We start from the raw sequence: 16,810 nt of genomic DNA on the forward strand, positions 1-16,810 counted from the left end.
GCCGCGATTCAGCGGTTAGGGCGATGATCGCGAAAATGTCAATTCTTGTTTCGCATCTGCGAACGCCCCATAAATGGGTGAGATGAAGCCGTATCCCAAATATTTCGAGAAGATTCGCGTTCGCCCCGACAAGGACGCGGAGGTGAAGTCGCACGCGCCGATCTGCCAGTGGGATGGCTGCAAGGAGGCGGGCACACATCGCGCGCCGGTCGGGCGCATGAAGGAGGGCGAGTATTTCCGCTTCTGCTTCGACCACGTGCGCGAGTACAACAAGGGCTTCAACTACTTCTCCGGCGTGCCGGACACCGAGGTCGCGCGCTTCCAGAAGGAAGCCATGACCGGCCACCGGCCGACCTGGAAGATGGGCGTCAACGGCGCCTCGACACGCTCCTCGCCCGATATGGCGCAGATGCGCTCCGGCCGCGCCGGCTACTACAACCGCATGCGCGACCCGTTCGACCTGTTCAAGGGGCCGAAGGATCCGCGCGAGGCGCGCGAGCGCAAGGCGAAGCCCCTTGAGGCCAAGGCGCTGGAAACGCTTGGCCTTGATACAAAGGCGACTGGCAAGGACATCAAGGCGCGCTATAAGGAACTGGTGAAGCGTCACCATCCGGATGCGAATGGCGGCGACAGAGGTTCGGAAGACCGGTTCCGCGATGTGCTTCAGGCCTATCGCGTGCTCAAACAGGCAGGCCTGTGCTGAGCGACCCTATGGTTTGTGTCGTTTTCCAACTTTCATAAGGTTGGAAAAGGCTTTAAGACCGCCCCCGAACAAAATCGATTGCCGGCGAAACGCGACGTTTCGCTTGTGGAGACGTTGAGAGATATGAACAAGGTCGATCGCGATATCGCCAACCTGCCCGACACGACGGTGTCGGTGAAGGAGAAATTCGGCTTCGAGTCCAAGATGGTGGTGCCGGCCTATTCGGTGACATCAGAGCATGTGCCCGACATTGATCCCGACTATCTGTTCGACAAGGCGACGACCTTGGCGATCCTCGCCGGCTTTGCCTACAACCGCCGCGTCATGGTGTCGGGCTATCACGGCACCGGCAAGTCGACCCATATCGAACAGGTTGCCGCCCGCCTCAACTGGCCTTGCGTGCGCGTCAACCTCGACAGCCATGTCAGCCGTATCGACCTCGTCGGCAAGGACGCGATCGTGGTCAAGGACGGCTTGCAGATCACCGAATTCCGCGACGGCATCCTGCCCTGGGCCTATCAGCACAATGTGGCGCTGTGCTTCGACGAATACGATGCCGGCCGTCCCGACGTGATGTTCGTCATCCAGCGCGTGCTGGAATCGTCCGGCCGCCTGACGCTGCTCGACCAGAGCCGGGTTATCCGCCCGCATCCGGCGTTCCGGCTGTTCTCGACCGCCAACACGGTCGGTCTGGGCGACACCACCGGCCTCTATCACGGCACCCAGCAGATCAACCAGGCGCAGATGGACCGCTGGTCGATCGTCACCACGCTGAACTATCTGCCGCATGACAATGAAGTGAACATCGTGCTGGCCAAGGCCAAGCACTATCGCGACACCAAGGGCAAGGACATCGTCAACAAGATGGTGCGCGTCGCCGACATGACGCGCTCGGCCTTTATCAATGGCGACCTGTCGACGGTGATGAGCCCGCGTACCGTCATCACCTGGGCCGAGAATGCCGAGATCTTCGGCGATGTCGGCATGGCGTTCCGGCTGACCTTCCTCAACAAGTGCGACGAGCTGGAACGCTCGGTGGTTGCCGAGTTCTACCAGCGCGCCTTCGGCCAGGATCTGCCCGAGAGCGCGGCCAACGTGGTGCTGGGCTAAGCAGAGCGTCGATGGCGGGTCCGGGCGACAATACGCGCAACAAGTCGAAGACGGGGTCTGAAGCCGATAGCTTCAAGCGCGCCGTCACCGTCTGCATGCGCGCCATCGCCGGCGATAAGGAGATGGAAGTCGGCTTCGCCAAGGACAGGCCGGCGCTGGCCGGTAGCCGCGCGCGGCTGCCTGAACTGCCCAAGAAGGCATCGAAGACCGACATCGCGATCACCCGCGGGCTCGGCGATTCCATGGCGCTGAAGCGCGCCTGCCACGACGTGCGCATCCACAGCAAGCTGGCGCCCGAAGGCAAGGCTGCCCGCGCCATCTACGATGCGGTCGAGCAGGCCCGCGTCGAGGCGATCGGCAGCCGCGCCATGCAAGGCGTCGCCGACAATATCGGCTCGATGCTGGAGGACAAATACGCCAAGGCCAACCTCGTCGACGTCAAGGACAAGGCCGACGCGCCCATCGAGGAGGCGCTGGCGCTGATGGTGCGCGAAAAGCTGACCGGCCGGCCGGTGCCGAAGAACGGCGAGCGGCTGGTCGAACTCTGGCGGCCGTGGGTCGAGGAGAAGGCAAAGGCGGACCTCGACGGCCTGTCGGAAAAGCTCGAGGACCAGCAGGCCTTCGCCCGCGTCGTGCGCGAGATGCTCGCCTCCATGGAAATGGCCGAGGAACTCGGCGACGACCAGGAGACCGAAGACTCCGAGGACAATGACGACAACCAGCCGCAAGGCGAGGAACAGAGCGAGGAGGGCGGCGAAGACGATTCCGGCTCCGAGCAGTCGCAATCCGAGGACGCCGAGGCATCGGCGGACGACGAGCAGTCGGCGGAGACCGAAGCCTCCGACGCGACGGCCGACGATCTGTCGGATGACGACGATGCCGATGCCGAAACCCCCGGCGAGGCGCGCCGCAACGACAATCCCTTCACCAATCTGCCGAAGGAAATCGACTACAAGGTCTACACGTCAGCTTTCGACGAGACGGTCGGCGCCGAGGAGCTCTGCGAAGAGGAAGAGCTCGACCGGCTGCGCGCCTTCCTCGACAAGCAGCTCGCCAACCTGTCGGGCGTCGTCGGACGGCTCGCCAACCGGCTGCAGCGCCGCCTGATGGCGCAGCAGAACCGGTCCTGGGACTTCGACCTGGAAGAGGGCTATCTCGACCCGGCGCGGCTGGTGCGCGTGGTCATCGATCCGATGCAGCCGCTGTCGTTCAAGCAGGAGCGCGACACCAAATTCCGTGACACGGTGGTGACGCTGGTGCTCGACAATTCCGGTTCGATGCGCGGCCGGCCGATCACGGTCGCCGCCACCTGCGCCGACATTCTGGCGCGCACGCTGGAGCGCTGCGGCGTGTCGGTCGAGATCCTCGGCTTCACCACGCGGGCCTGGAAGGGTGGGCAGGCGCGCGAGAAATGGCTGAAGGACGGCAAGCCGCCGAACCCCGGTCGGCTCAACGACCTGCGCCATATCATCTACAAGTCGGCCGACCACCCGTGGCGGCGGGCGCGGCGCAATCTCGGCCTGATGATGCGCGAAGGCCTGCTCAAGGAAAACATCGACGGCGAGGCGCTCTTGTGGGCGCACAACCGGCTGATTGCCCGGCCCGAACAGCGCAAGATCCTGATGATGATCTCGGACGGCGCGCCCGTCGACGATTCGACGCTGTCGGTCAATCCGGGCAATTATCTCGAACGCCATCTGCGCGCCGTCATCGAACTGATCGAGACGCGTTCGCCGGTGGAGTTGCTGGCCATCGGCATCGGCCATGACGTCACGCGCTATTACAGGCGCGCCGTCACCATCGTCGATGCCGAGGAACTGGCCGGCGCCATGACCGAGCAACTGGCTTCGCTGTTTGCCGAGGAAAGCGCGAAGGATACGCGTCGCGGCGGCATGCGGCGCGCCGGATGATCTTTTTCCGAGGCGGGTTTCGGCACACGCTTTTCGCCGCCTTCGCCTTGCTTGCCGGCATGGCTTCGGCGCCAGCCGGTTCGGCCGACCCGGCTCCGGTTGAGCCTGTCGCGGTCTCGGCCCGCCCGATCACCGAATTCCATATTGGCCGTACCGACAAGCAGTTTGGCCAGCTCGAATTCGTCGGCGGGCTGGAAATGACCTCGCCATCACGTGATTTCGGGGCGCTGTCGGCCTTCCGGTTTCTGAAAGCCGGCAGTGATTTCATCGGCGTGGCCGACACCGGTTACTGGTTCTTCGGCTCGGTGGCCCGCGACGCTGACAGGCGGCCCGTTGGCATCCAGAATTTTCGCATGCAGCAGATGGTCGACCAGAACGGCCAGCCGATCGACGAAAAATGGGAAGTCGACGCCGAGGGCCTTGCGGTCAAGGACGGCATCGCCACCGTTGGTTTCGAGCGCAACCATCGCGTCGCCCAGTTCAGGATTGACCAAGACAATATGAAGGGGTCGTTCCGGCAGTTGGATTTCCTGGTGCCGGCGCGGGAGCTGCGGCAGAATCGCGGCTTCGAGACCGTCACCCATGCCAATGCCAACGGCCAGCATCAGGGCGGCCTGGTCGTGGTCTCGGAGAAGAGCCTCGACAAGGCCGGCAATATCTACGCCGCCATCATCGAAGGCCCGCACAAGGGCGTCTTCACCGTCAAGCGCAACGACGATTTCGACATCACCGATGGCGCCTTCCTGCCGGATGGCGATCTTTTGCTGCTGGAGCGCAGTTTCACCATGGCGGGCGGCCTCAAGATGCGGCTGCGGCGCATTTATGGAGAGAGCGTCGAGAAGGGCGCCGTCGCCGATGGGCCGGTGCTGCTGCAGGCCGACATGGGCTACCAGATCGACAATATGGAAGGTCTTGACGTCTGGACCCGCGATGACGGCGCGCTGATGGTGTCGCTGATCTCCGACGATAACCACTCGATCCTGCAGCGCAATCTCTACCTGGAATTCATCCTGCACCAGGATTGATGAGCGGCAGCCCCAACGATCTGAAGCTGAGTGTATTCAACACCGGCTTCACCACCGGACCTACGCTCACCCGCTCGCCGACTGGATTGCCGAACGCCGCATACCGCGGAACGCCATCATACCGACCAGGGCGCCTTCTTCGACGGTGTCGTTCCGCCAAGGAGCGGGAGGAGGGGACACGCGGGCTCCTGGAGGCCCTTGCCGCCGAGCTCCAGAAGTCGAACTAGGGCAATTCCAGGAAAAGTGCGTAGCGGTTTTCCGTCCGGAATTGCGTAAAAACAAGAAGTTAGAGCGGTCAAAGATTCTATCAAACTCTGAATCGCCCTAAGTCCCGCTGAACATCGCCTGAGGCGGACCCGCTGGCCGACCTTACGTCAGGATCATCGGCCGTTGGTGGCGATCCAGATGACATGGCGCGCGCCGCGCTTGCCGTTGGCGCGCGTGTTGACCTCCTCAAAGGCGAAGCCGGCCTGTTTCAGCCGCCGCGTGAAGCCGGCATCCGGGCCTTGCGACCACACCGCCAGCACGCCGCCCGGCTTGAGGGCGCTACGCGCGTCGCCGAGCCCTGCCAGGCTGTAGAGAGCGTCATTGCCCTTGTGGACGATGCCTTCGGGGCCATTGTCGACGTCGAGCAGGATCGCGTCCCAGGCTGCGGGCTCGGACCGTATCAACTTGCCGACATCGGCCTCGCGGATGGTGACGCGGGAATCGTCGAGCGAGCCGGCGAAAATCTCGGCCATCGGGCCGCGCGCCCAGGCGACGACGGCCGGCACCAGTTCCGCGACAACGATTTCGGCATTTCTGCCCAGTTCGGCGAGAGCAGCGCGCAGCGTAAAACCCATGCCAAGTCCGCCGATCAGCACCCTCGGCTGCCGATGGCCCGCGATCCTCTGGCAGGATAGTTTCGCCAGCGCCTCCTCGGATCCGCTGAGGCGGCTGTTCATCAACTCGTTGGTGCCGAGCATGATCGAGAATTCGGAACCGCGCCGTTTCAGCCGCAGTTCCTGTTGGCCATCAGGCGTTTTCGCGGAGTCCAGCTGGATCCAGGGAATCACGGCTTAGGCCGCGGCAACGGCCGGCTGGCTCCAGCGGGCGGCGAGCAGCCGGTAAGGGATCAGTGCCACGACAGCGATGATCAGTTTCATGCTGAGGTCGCCGAGCGCCCAGGACACCCAACGCATGGCCTCGACATGAAACACGCCCATCAACGGGGCGCTCTCCAGCGCGAAGCTGTCGCTTGGGCCGGCGAAGGCAAAGGCGCCCGAAAAGGCCACGCCGAAGAACACGACGGTGTCGAACACCGATCCGACCAGCGTGCCGACGATCGGCGCCCGCCACCAGCTCTGCCGGCGCAGCCGGTTGAACACGGTGACGTCGAGCAATTGCGCGGTCAGGAAGGCAGCGCCCGAAGCGGCCGCGATACGCACCAGCCGGTCGGCCGACGTCTCGAATTCGATGAAGCCGTGGCGAAACAGGAAGGGTGGGATCAGGATCGAGCACACTACCGCCGTCATGAAGCCGACAAAGACGATGCGGCGCGCCACGGCAGGTCCGTAGCGCCGGTTGGCAAGGTCGGTGACCAGGAAGGAGAAGGGGTAGGTGAACGCGCCCCAGGTCAAAACGTCGGCGAGCGACAGGCCGCCAATCTGGCCCTGCATGGGAAACTGCACGAGGATGTTCGATGCCACGACGACAAGCGCCATGGCGGCCACGAAAGGCAGGTATCGCGAAAAAGAAGACATTTTTTTATCCTGGGTAATGGAACCAGCGGAGCATCATGCCGATCGGGCGGTGCCCGCTTCGCAGTTGGGCATCGGATTGTCGAGCCTTGCGGATCTATCCGATGCTCAGTGGCCAACAAAAGATTGGCCAGAGGCCAACAAGAGGTTGGCCGGGGCGGTCGTCCCCCGCCTTATCTGATGTTACGCAGCGACCTGCTCGGCGAGCTTCTTGGCGATCTGCTTCTTCAGCAGGCGCGCGCGCTGCGACAGTTCCTTGACGTCGGCCTTGGCCAGGAAAGCGTCGAGACCGCCACGATGTTCGACCGAACGCAGCGCGTTGGCTGAGATGCGCAGGCGCACGTTCTGGTTCAGCGCTTCCGAAATCAGCGTCACATTGACGAGGTTCGGCAGGAAGCGACGCTTGGTCTTGTTGTTGGCGTGGCTCACATTGTTGCCGGTCTGGACTGCTTTGGCAGTGAGTTCGCAGGTGCGGGACATGGGTTCTAACCTTCAGTTCTTTCGTGACCTGCCAAACCTTTGTGCCCACGCCGGGTGGCGCGCGGTTCTGGTCAGGCGGCCTTATGGAAAAAGTTGGCGTTCCATAGTTGCATTTCACCGGGGCGTCAAGCTCCGGCTTCGCCACGGAACCGCCCGGCATTTCATATTAAGGCCGGATTTCCCCCTATAAGCGGTCTCATAGGGACATGCCAGACCGGAGTCGCCCGCCTCCGGCCCAAAATCAAGGATCCGATCCGCCATGCCTCGTTTGTCTCACGCGCTCGTCACCGCGCTTGCCATCGCCTTGCCGTCCGCCGCGTCGGCTGCGTCGCCGCAATCCTTCAAGGGCGAATACACGGTGTCGTTCCTGGGGCTCTCGATCGCGAGATCGACTTTCTCCAGCAGCTATCAGAGTGGCGTTTATGCGATCAATGGCACCGTCTCCGCAGCGGGTCTGGCCAAGCTGTTCGACGACACGCGTGGCACAATCTCGTCCAAGGGTACGATCTCCGGGCAGAAAATGGTGCCGCAGGCATTCCGTGCCGATTACACTTCCGGCAAGAAGGCATCCTCGATCGACATTCGCTTTGCCAATGGCAACGTGGCGTCGACGCAGGTCATCCCCGCGCCGGGCAAGCGCGACCCCAAGGCCTGGGTACCGCTCGGTGCCGGCGATCTGGCATCGGTACTCGATCCGATGGCCGCCACCGTCATCCATGCCGACAGCCCCGACCAGGTCTGCGGCCGCAAGGTCAAGTTCTATGATGGTGAGATGCGCGCCGACCTGACGCTGACCTACGCCTCGAAAGGAACGATCTCGGTGCCGGGTTACAAGGGCGACACAGTCACCTGCCAGATGGGTTTCGAGCCGGTGGCAGGCTACCGCAAGGGCCGCAAGGCGCTCAATTATCTCAAGAGCAAGAGCCGCATGATGGTGACGTTTGCGCCGCTTGGCCAAACCGGCGTATATGCGCCGATCCACGCTACGGTCGGAACGCAGATTGGCACCTTGACCATCAGCGCCGGACGTTTCGAAGCGGTACAATAAGGCAGGCCACCGGGGACAGAATGGGGCGCGCCACTGGAGACAAAATGGGGCGCGCAACACTGATCGGCTTTTCGGCGGTCGCCATGTGGGCGTTGCTGGCGTTGCTGACGGACGCATCCGGCAAGGTGCCGCCATTCCTGTTGTCGGCGATCACCTTCTCGATCGGCACCGGTGTCGGGCTAGTCGCACGGCTGTTCATGCCGGCTGCCGACAGGGGCCAGAAAATCCCACCCCAGGTGTGGGTGATCGGCATTGCCGGCCTGTTCGGCTACCACTTCTTCTACTTCACAGCGCTGCGCAACGCGCCGGCGGTGGAGGCGAGCCTGATTGCTTATCTCTGGCCACTGCTGATCGTGCTCGGCTCGGCGCTGATGCCGGGCGAAAAACTGGCGTGGCACCATGTCGTCGGCGCGCTGCTCGGCCTTGCCGGCACCGTGCTGATCGTCACCAAGGGTGGCGGCCTGGCCTTCGATGCTCGCTATACCTTCGGCTATGCCATGGCCGCCGTCTGCGCCTTGCTATGGTCGTCCTATTCACTGCTGTCGCGACGTTTCCCGTCGGTGCCGACCAGCATCGTCACCTGGTTCTGCGCGGCAACCGCCGTGCTGTCGCTCGCCTGCCACCTGGCGCTCGAGGAAACAGTGCTGCCGGTCGGCGCCGGCCAGTGGCTGGCCGTGCTCGGCCTTGGCCTGATGCCGGTGGGCGCGGCCTTCTATGCCTGGGACATCGGCGTCAAGCGCGGCAACATCCAGGTGTTGGGTGCGGCAAGCTACGCGGCGCCGCTTTTGTCGACGCTGGTGCTGATCGCGGCTGGCGTCGCCGAGCCTTCGTTGCGCATTCTGGCCGCCTGCGTGCTCATCACTGGCGGCGCGGCGCTGGCGGCAAAGTCGCTGTTTCTGCGCAAGTCCATTGCTATCGAGAGCGGAGCCGGGGCATCCGAAGACGGAGCCGGGGCATCCGAAGACGGAGCCGGGGCATCCGAAGACGGAGCCAGGGTATCCGAAGGTGGAGCCCGGGCATCCGAAGACGGAGCCAGGGCATGACGATGCCGTTTGCCGGCGGCATCGACGCCAACGCCAATGCAACGCTGATCTTTTCGATGGTAGCGGCGGTGATCTATGCCTTCACATCAGGCATGCCGCCGGCGCTGGCCCGCTCGGCGGCAAAGACGCTTGCCGTGGCCATGCTCGCCGCACTCGCCGCAATGCAGGGCGGCCCGCTGCTGCTGGTTGCCGCCCTTGCGCTGAGCGCGATCGGCGACGCCTTCCTGTCGCGCGACGGGGAAAGGGCATTTCTCGGCGGGCTGGCGAGCTTTCTCGTCGCCCACATCGTCTATGTCGCGCTGTTCCTGCGTAGCGGTGGTGGATTGGAGCTGCTTTCCGCCGAATCCTGGCGAGGCGCGATTGCACTGGCCATGGCGGTGTTCGCGATCGTGATGCTGGCAGCGCTCTGGCGCCGTGTCGGCCCCGGCCTGCGTATCCCGATCGCCGTCTATGTCCTTGCGATCCTGGCGATGGGCATGTCGGCGCTGACGACAAACAGTATCTGGGTGATCGGCGGCGCCGTGCTGTTCATGGCATCGGACGGGCTACTTGCCACGGAGAAATTCCTGGTGGCCGCCATCTCGCCGCATCGCGCCTGGATGCGCCTCGCAGTCTGGGTGCTGTACTACGCCGCCCAGCTCGCCATTACCCTGGGTTTCCTGCTGGGTTAGGGCTGCCAGCCCGGCTCGGCCAGTTCGAAGGCGGCGAAATCGAAACCCGGCGCGACGGTACAGCCGACCAGCGTCCACTCGCCCAGACTGCGCGCCGATTGCCACCAGCCTGCCGGCACGACGATTTGCGGCCTTTCGCCCGCCGCGAGGTCGATGCCGAGAACCTGCTCGATAACGGCGCCGCCTTCTTCACACATCGACAGCGCCAACGGCGCGCCGGCATGGAAATGCCAGACCTCGGCGGCATCCCTGACCCGATGCCAGGCTGAAAGCTGGTGCCGTTCCAGCAGAAAATAGATTGCGGTCGAATGGCCGCGCGCACCGCCGGCCTCGTCGCGAAAGGTTTCGGCATACCAGCCGCCTTCCGGATGCGGCTTCAGTGCGAGCGTTGCTATGATTTGCGCGGAACTGGTCATCGGCAGGAAGCTCGCATGGCGCTCAGAAATTGTCCTTGCGCTTGCGGATCTCGGCGAAGACCTCGGCATCCCCGGCCCTTTCCATGCCCAGATGCTTGCGGATTGCCGGATCGTGCCAGCGCAGGAAGGGATTGGTCGACAGTTCCTCGCCGATCGTCGTCGGCAGTGTCGGCTTGTTGTCGACCCGCAGCGCTTCAATCCGCGCGGCGCGTTCCTTCAATGCCGAATTGGTGGGGTCGACGCTCAGCGCGAAACGGGCATTGGCGAGCGTGTATTCGTGGCCGCAATAGATTGTCGTCTCGGCCGGAAGGGCTGCGAGCTTCTTCAGCGATTCGTACATGACCGGCGGCTTGCATTCGAACAGCCGCCCGCAACCCAGCGCGAACAGCGTATCCGCGGTGAACGCGACTTTCGATGCCGGCAGATGGTAGGAGACATGGCCGGCGGTATGCCCGGGCGTGGCGATCACCTCGATGCGCTCATCGCCGAGATGAAGGACGGAGCCTTCTTCGACCGTTTCGTCGATGCCAGGGATTTTCGCCTTCTCCGCCTCCGGGCCGACGATGCGCAGCTTGAAGCGCTCCTTCAGCGCCAGGTTGGCCTCGACGTGATCCATATGATGATGCGTGGTCAGGATCATCGTCGGCGTCCAGCCGGTGCGCTTGATGGCGGCCAGGATCGGCGCTTCCTCGGGCGCGTCGATGATCGCGGTCTGGCCGCTATTGGGATCATGCACTAAGACGCCGAAATTGTCGGTGCGGCACATGAACTGTTCGATTTCGACCGGCATCGCGTCTCTCCATTAGAGCGCCGTGCGTCCAGCTGGACGCACAAGGACGCTCTAACATTTTTTTGCTGCTGCATCGTGCTTTCCGAAATCGAAACCGATTTCGGGCCGATGCAGTACCGCCGCAGACATAGGGCGCCGCTTCGTGAATGTCATCCCGGGTGACAAAGCGAATAGTCATCCCGGGATGTCAAAATGACGTCCGCCGCGCCGACCACTTGGGCCTTTTGTTGAATCCGGCTGATATCACGGCTACATCCCTGACATGCATTCCGACATCGTCGACCTTCGCTCCTTCTATTCGACAACGCTCGGCCGGTTCGCCGAGCGCTCGATCACCATGGCGCTGTCGTCGATATGGGCCGCGGTGCCCAATGAGCGGCTCGTCGGCCTCGGCTATACCTTGCCCTGGCTGGAGCGCTTCGGCTCCGATGCCGAGCGGGTCTTCGCCTTCATGCCGGCGACACAGGGCGCCGTGGTCTGGCCGGCGACCGGGCCGACGGCAACGGCACTGGTCTTCGACGAGGAGCTGCCGCTGGTCGATTCCTGCATCGACCGCATGCTGCTCGTCCATTCGCTCGAACATGTCGAGAACCCGCGCGAAACGCTGAACGAGATCTGGCGGGTCCTGTCGCCGGCGGGGCGCGTCGTCATCGTGGTACCCAACCGGCGCGGTGTCTGGGCGCGCTTCGAGCATACGCCGTTCGGCAACGGGCGGCCGTTCTCACGCGGGCAGCTCACCGAACTGCTGCGCGAGGCGAATTTCACGCCGGCCGCCTGGTCCGATGCCCTGTTCTTCCCGCCATCGCGGCGGCACTTCATGATGCGCTTCCACAATGTGCTGGAGCGTGCCGGCCGGCGGCTGTGGCCGATCTTCTCCGGCGTCATCGTGGTGGAAGCGCAGAAGCGGCTTTATCAAGGCGTGCCGGTGGCCCAGCGCGCATCTCGCCGCGTCTTCATGCCGGTGCTGTCGCCGCATGGCGCGACGCGGCTCGGCCGCCGGGCCGAGGGAAGGGGTGCAGCATCGTCGGCTCGGCAAGTGACACCTTCGTGATCGCAATGGAAACTTGCATCGCGCGGCATGTTTCCGACCTATCTGTCGTGCTGGGCTCGCGGAGTGCTTGAGGGCTGCCGCCGTCGGCTCTCTTCATCCGGTTTCAGCTTCGCTACTGAATGCAAGGATCTCGGCCATGGCTGATCAACTGGACAATCAGGCCACCGTTCAACCGGTCGCCGTGGCCAGCAGCCTGCGCGATCAGGTGGCGACGATCAAACGGGCGCTGATCGGATCGCCGGTTCGCAAATGGTTGCTATGGACGTCGGCCGGCATCATGGCCGTCATCGTCGCGACGTCGATCGGCCAGGTTCTGCTCAATCGCTGGAACCAACCCTTTTACGACGCGCTCGCGCGCCGCGACATGGCCGCCTTCCTGCATCAGCTTCTCGTCTTTGCCATGATCGCCGGCGGGCTGCTGGTGCTCAACATCGGCCAGACATGGCTCAACCAGATGATCCGGCTGAAGCTGCGCGAGGCGCTGACGCTGGATTTGATCGACCAGTGGATGCGGCCGGCGCGTGCTTTCCGGCTAGCCAATGCCGGCGCCATCGGCGTCAATCCCGACCAGCGCATGCAGCAGGATGCCGCGCATCTGTCGGACCTGTCGACCGATCTTGGTGTCGGCCTGCTGCAGTCGTTCATCCTGCTCGTGTCTTTCGTCGGCGTGCTGTGGGAGCTGTCCTCGGGCTTTGTGTTCCACATTGGTGGTTTGTCGCTGGCGATACCGGGCTACATGGTCTGGGCGGCGTTCCTCTATGCCGGCACCGCCTCCTGGCTGAGCTGGCTGGTCGGCCGGCCGCTCATCCGTCTCAACAGCGACCGCTATACGCGCGAAGCGGAGCTGCGCTCCTCGATGGTGCGCGTCAACGAGAACGTCGATGCCATCGCGCTGTACCGGGGCGAGGATGACGCCAGGCGACGGCTCGAACTCGACCTTGGCACGGTGCTGGGTGCCATGCGGCGCATCTACACCGCCCAGATCAACCTGTCCTGGGTAACCGACACCTATGGCTGGATCACCGTCGTGGCCCCGATCCTGGTTGCCTCGCCGGTCTATTTCTCGGGCGATATCAGCTTTGGCGGGCTGATGATGGCGGTCGGCGCCTTCAACCAGGTGCATTCATCGTTGCGCTGGTTCATCAACAACATCGGCAGCATCGCCGACTGGCGTGCCACGCTGATGCGTGTCGCCGACTTCCGCATCGCGCTCGATGAAACCGATGTGCTGCACGACAAGGAGAAGCGTATCTCCTTCGATGAAAACGCCAATGGCAGCCTGACGTTCGAGAAACTCCAGGTGGCCTCGCCAGAGGGTTGTACGAAGCTCTCCGACCAGCATGTCGAAATCCTTGTCGGCGAGCGCGTGATGATCACCGGCGAGCCCGGCGCCGGCAAGACGCTGTTCTTCCGCGCCATTGCCGGCCTGTGGCCATGGGGAGGCGGAAAGATCGGCATGCCGGCGGGAGAAGCCCCCATCTTCGTGCCCCGTGTCCCTTACTTCCCCGCCGGTACGCTGCGCGAGGTGCTTGACCATCCTTATGGTGTCGCTCCGGCAAGCGATGCCGATATTTCGGCGGTGCTTGCCGAAGTCGGCCTCGAGCGGCTGTCATCCTCGCTCGACCGGTCGGCCCGCTGGGAGCGTGAGTTGGGCGATGACGAACAGCGATCGCTCGCCTTCGCCAGGCTTGCCTTGCGGAAGCCGAAATGGGTGATCATCGATGAAGCGATGGATGCGTTCGACGGCCCGTCGCTGAGGCGGGTGCTGTCGCTCATGGATAAGCATCTGAAAGGTGCCGCGATCATCAATATCGGGCGCGGCCTGCACAACAATCAATTTTTCCCGCGTTCCCTGACGATCGTGAAGGATACCGGCGTGCCCCCGCTAAAACCCGCCCGTGTCAGGGCGGGCGCCATCGAACCGCCGCCAGTCGCCGCTCGGCGCAAGACATAGAACGGCCGGCATTCGGACTGGGCGGCCACGCCTGCCACAAGCTTTATTTCGCCGTGATCGCGAGCGAATGTCGCGATCGAAACATCGCTCGTGCTGGCCATGCTTGAGATAATGAGCCTGCTTGCCTGCCTGGCTTGCGCCGAGGCCGCCCCGGTTCCTTCGGCGCCAAATACGCTGGCTGTCGACGTCGAACTGGTGCTGGCGGTCGATATCTCGCTGTCGATGGACGAGACCGAGTTCGCCCTTCAACGCGCCGGCTATGTCGAGGCGCTGCGGCACGCCGATTTCATCCAGGCGGTCCGTTCCGGCCATACTGGGCGCATTGCGCTCGCCTATTTCGAGTGGGCCGGCACGGTGCGCGATGACGCGGTCATCGGCTGGCAGATCATCGACAGTGCGCAGAGCGCCAACAGCTTTGCCGACAAGCTTGCGGCCCGCCCTTTCCGGAGTTTCCGCGGTACCTCGATTTCGAGCGCGCTTGCTTTCGGCGCCGAGCTTTTCGACGGCACCAATTTCGCGAGCGAACGCAGCGTCATCGACATATCTGGCGACGGCCCCAACAATATCGGGCCGCCGGTCACTGTGACGCGCGATGCGGCCATTGCCAAGGGCATCGTCATCAACGGCCTGCCGATCCTGATCAAGCCATCACCGACCTTCAGCCATCTCGATCAGTATTATGCGCAGTGCGTGACCGGCGGACCTGGTTCCTTCGTGCTGCCGATCCATGCGGCCGCCGAATTCTCAACGGCGATCCGGCGCAAGCTGATTCTCGAAGTCAGCGGCATTCAGGACAAGCCCAAAATCATGCCCGCCGAGATGGACGCGCCGATCGACTGCCTTCTGGGAGAACGGGACAGGCGGTTCCTGTCGGATCCCTATTTCCCGGAACTGGACCGATAGGCCTGGCCGTGAGCCAGGCAGGCCCCTGCAACGCGCCGTACTCGATCGCTGCGCTGCCGCCAGGTCAGGCCGGTGGAATTCCAAACTTCCCGCGAACCTCGTCGTAGAGGCCGCGCCGCCAGCGGCGGCCGTAGAGATAACCGGCGATCAGTTCCGGCAATGAATAACCAAGCGCGTCGGACGAGCGGTTGGCCATGTATCCAGCAAATGCCTGTGGTATCCGCCCCCGGAGAATATCGGCGATGATCTGCCGCGTGATCATAAAGGGTGGGACATGCGGGTAAGAGCGAGCGATGTGCGGGTGCTTACTCATCAGGATCGCATAGGCTTCGACATAGCCGTCCCGGCGGCCCGAAATCGAGTTCTGCGAATTGTGCTTCGTCCAGTCGATATCTTCCGATAATTGCGCGCCGAAGCGCTGTGCGAAGCGCAGCAGAAGCTCCCGGTCCTGCATCCGGGGAATGTCGCTGTCATAGCCGCCGATGGCCAGCAAGGCTTCCCGCCTCGCCGTTATCGCCGACCCGGCGATGAAGGCCGTCTGCGCAACCACCGCCCGCTCCAGCATCGCCGGATTGAGGAAAGCACGGCGGTTGACGCAGGCGGTGCCACGGCCAGCCTTCACCGAGACATATGAGGAGAGCAGGACTTCGAGCGCCGGATTGTCGTCGAACCATGCCAGCGTCCGTTCGAGCCGGTGTGGCAGGAAGAGATCGTCCGAATCAAGAAAAGTCACCACGGGCGCCCTCGCCAGCTCGATGCCGGCATTCCTGGCGGCATTGGCGCCGCGCCATTTCGCGCCGACATAGATCAGCCGAGGGTCGCGAATGCGCGCAAGCGCCGCTTCCGTCCCGTCGGTCGAGCCATCGTCGACGACGATATGCTCAAACCGCGCCATGCTCTGAGAAAGCACGCTTTCCACCGCGCGGAGCACCGTTTGGCGCCGGTTGTGAGTCGGGGTGATGACCGTGATGAGGGGCAAATGCTCCACGTCAGCTGTTTCCAGCGCGAAAATGCACTTTCCGATAGCTCTTCAGGATGGTTGAATGGATCGGACTTCCCCCTGGCTGGCCCTCATCGGGATTAAGTGCGACGCTACAAAAAACAACCTGTTATGTCACCCATTGTGCCGTCGTTCTGACGACAAGGGAATGGTGAATTCCGGCGCCTAGCGCTTCAACCGCAACACTTTTGCCACCGCTGAAATTGGCGGAAGCTCTTCGCGGTTGCGTCCATGTGGTGTTGGCCGACGGCGTGGAACATCCGCACAAGCCCACGGATGTCCTCGCATAGGAGGCCGACGGCAGCCTTATCGCTTCAACAAAAACACCGCCTGCTGGCCAAAGAAATTCCAGAACCACCAGGGCATCGACAGGCCGATCTTCTGGCCGTTGGCGTCGAGCGCGGTCGCCTTTTCCACCGTCGCGCCAAGCTCCTCGCACAGATTGACGAAGTCGCGGATGGTGCAGAAGTGGATGTTGGGCGTGTCGTACCAGGAGTAGGGCAGATCCTTGGTCACCGGCATGCGGCCCTTGACGAACAGCGACAGGCGCACCCGCCAATGGCCGAAATTGGGGAAGGACACGATCGCCCGATTGCCGATCCGGAGCAGTTCGTCGAGCACCAGCTTCGGGTTGCGGGTGGCCTGCAGGGTCTGCGACAGGACGACGAAGTCAAAACCCTTGTCGGGATAGAATTCGAGATCCTTGTCGGCATCGCCCTGGATGACCGAGAGGCCGCGCGCCACGCATTCGTTGACGCCGCGCTGCGAAAGCTCAAGGCCGCGACCGTCGACCTGCTTGGTTTCCTGCAGCAATTCGAGCAGCGAGCCGTCGCCGGAGCCTACGTCAAGCACGCGCGATTGCGGCGGGATGAGGTTGGCGACGACCTCAAGGTCGACACGCTGGCTGCCATTGACGCTCATGGCTTCGCCTCCTGAGTGGCGCATGACGATGGTCCGAAAAGTCCGC

The 16,810-nt window shown here is 63.4% G+C and carries 17 protein-coding genes; 10 read left to right on the plus strand and 7 right to left on the minus strand.

Annotated elements, in window-relative coordinates:
* Positions 1 to 73 precede the first annotated feature (73 nt).
* The 4 genes from EN808_RS00225 to EN808_RS00240 all read left to right on the plus strand — a co-directional run bounded on the left by EN808_RS00225 (position 74) and on the right by EN808_RS00240 (position 4,748).
* Positions 74 to 703, plus strand: a complete 630-nt coding sequence (locus EN808_RS00225) for a J domain-containing protein (protein ID WP_127276015.1) — start codon at positions 74 to 76, stop codon at positions 701 to 703.
* 123 nt (positions 704 to 826) lie between these two features.
* On the plus strand, positions 827 to 1,813 hold the full coding sequence (gene cobS / locus EN808_RS00230) for a cobaltochelatase subunit CobS (RefSeq protein ID WP_127276014.1): 987 nt from the start codon (positions 827 to 829) through the stop codon (positions 1,811 to 1,813).
* 11 nt (positions 1,814 to 1,824) lie between these two features.
* Positions 1,825 to 3,723, plus strand: coding sequence for a cobaltochelatase subunit CobT (gene cobT, locus EN808_RS00235; RefSeq protein ID WP_135914882.1), 1,899 nt, complete (start codon positions 1,825 to 1,827; stop codon positions 3,721 to 3,723).
* A complete protein-coding gene (locus tag EN808_RS00240; protein WP_127276012.1) occupies positions 3,720 to 4,748 on the plus strand; it encodes an esterase-like activity of phytase family protein in 1,029 nt (342 codons plus the stop codon). Before cobT ends, EN808_RS00240 begins: the two co-directional genes overlap by 4 nt.
* Positions 4,749 to 5,128: 380 nt before the next feature.
* Here the strand turns inward: EN808_RS00240 and EN808_RS00250 are convergent, their stop codons facing one another.
* The 3 genes from EN808_RS00250 to rpmB form a co-directional block, all read right to left on the minus strand.
* On the minus strand, positions 5,129 to 5,803 hold the full coding sequence (locus tag EN808_RS00250) for a hypothetical protein (protein WP_135914883.1): 675 nt from the start codon (positions 5,801 to 5,803) through the stop codon (positions 5,129 to 5,131).
* 3 nt (positions 5,804 to 5,806) lie between these two features.
* A complete protein-coding gene (locus EN808_RS00255) occupies positions 5,807 to 6,490 on the minus strand; it encodes a queuosine precursor transporter (RefSeq protein ID WP_135914884.1) in 684 nt (227 codons plus the stop codon).
* 180 nt (positions 6,491 to 6,670) lie between these two features.
* Positions 6,671 to 6,967, minus strand: a complete 297-nt coding sequence (rpmB, locus tag EN808_RS00260; RefSeq protein WP_010911765.1) for a 50S ribosomal protein L28 — start codon at positions 6,965 to 6,967, stop codon at positions 6,671 to 6,673.
* 259 nt (positions 6,968 to 7,226) lie between these two features.
* Here rpmB and EN808_RS00265 point away from each other — a divergent pair, with 259 nt between their 5' ends.
* Genes EN808_RS00265 through EN808_RS00275 form a run of 3 tightly spaced genes read left to right on the plus strand, consistent with a single transcriptional unit; the run spans position 7,227 to position 9,729 of the window.
* Positions 7,227 to 8,015 (plus strand): DUF3108 domain-containing protein, encoded by a 789-nt coding sequence (locus EN808_RS00265; RefSeq protein ID WP_127276009.1) that lies wholly within the window; start codon positions 7,227 to 7,229, stop codon positions 8,013 to 8,015.
* A gap of 44 nt (positions 8,016 to 8,059) precedes the next feature.
* Positions 8,060 to 9,058: an EamA family transporter gene (locus tag EN808_RS00270; protein ID WP_135914885.1), complete on the plus strand. Its 999-nt coding sequence runs from the start codon at positions 8,060 to 8,062 to the stop codon at positions 9,056 to 9,058.
* Entirely contained in the window at positions 9,055 to 9,729 is a 675-nt protein-coding gene (locus tag EN808_RS00275; RefSeq protein ID WP_135914886.1) for a lysoplasmalogenase, read from the plus strand. The genes EN808_RS00270 and EN808_RS00275 overlap by 4 nt, the downstream gene beginning before the upstream one ends.
* On the opposite strand, the gene EN808_RS00280 is transcribed toward EN808_RS00275, so the two are convergent.
* Entirely contained in the window at positions 9,726 to 10,145 is a 420-nt protein-coding gene (locus EN808_RS00280; RefSeq protein WP_135914887.1) for a cupin domain-containing protein, read from the minus strand. The genes EN808_RS00275 and EN808_RS00280 overlap by 4 nt on opposite strands.
* 22 nt (positions 10,146 to 10,167) lie before the next feature.
* Positions 10,168 to 10,935, minus strand: coding sequence for a hydroxyacylglutathione hydrolase (gloB, locus tag EN808_RS00285; protein WP_135914888.1), 768 nt, complete (start codon positions 10,933 to 10,935; stop codon positions 10,168 to 10,170).
* A gap of 262 nt (positions 10,936 to 11,197) precedes the next feature.
* Here gloB and EN808_RS00290 point away from each other — a divergent pair, with 262 nt between their 5' ends.
* The 3 genes from EN808_RS00290 (at position 11,198) to EN808_RS00300 (ending at position 14,843) form a co-directional block, all read left to right on the plus strand.
* Positions 11,198 to 11,986: a methyltransferase domain-containing protein gene (locus EN808_RS00290; RefSeq protein ID WP_127280784.1), complete on the plus strand. Its 789-nt coding sequence runs from the start codon at positions 11,198 to 11,200 to the stop codon at positions 11,984 to 11,986.
* A gap of 136 nt (positions 11,987 to 12,122) precedes the next feature.
* Complete coding sequence (locus tag EN808_RS00295; protein ID WP_135914889.1) at positions 12,123 to 13,940, plus strand: ABC transporter ATP-binding protein/permease; 1,818 nt, start codon at positions 12,123 to 12,125, stop codon at positions 13,938 to 13,940.
* Positions 13,941 to 14,039: 99 nt separating this feature from the next.
* Complete coding sequence (locus tag EN808_RS00300) at positions 14,040 to 14,843, plus strand: DUF1194 domain-containing protein (protein ID WP_135883494.1); 804 nt, start codon at positions 14,040 to 14,042, stop codon at positions 14,841 to 14,843.
* A gap of 64 nt (positions 14,844 to 14,907) precedes the next feature.
* On the opposite strand, the gene EN808_RS00305 is transcribed toward EN808_RS00300, so the two are convergent.
* Both EN808_RS00305 and metW read right to left on the minus strand, forming a co-directional pair.
* Positions 14,908 to 15,831 (minus strand): glycosyltransferase family A protein, encoded by a 924-nt coding sequence (locus tag EN808_RS00305; protein WP_127872216.1) that lies wholly within the window; start codon positions 15,829 to 15,831, stop codon positions 14,908 to 14,910.
* A gap of 318 nt (positions 15,832 to 16,149) precedes the next feature.
* Positions 16,150 to 16,764, minus strand: coding sequence for a methionine biosynthesis protein MetW (gene metW, locus EN808_RS00310; protein WP_027143503.1), 615 nt, complete (start codon positions 16,762 to 16,764; stop codon positions 16,150 to 16,152).
* Positions 16,765 to 16,810: the final 46 nt, after the last annotated feature.

It is taken from the genome of Mesorhizobium sp. M8A.F.Ca.ET.165.01.1.1 (assembly GCF_004792065.1).
Classification (GTDB): domain Bacteria; phylum Pseudomonadota; class Alphaproteobacteria; order Rhizobiales; family Rhizobiaceae; genus Mesorhizobium.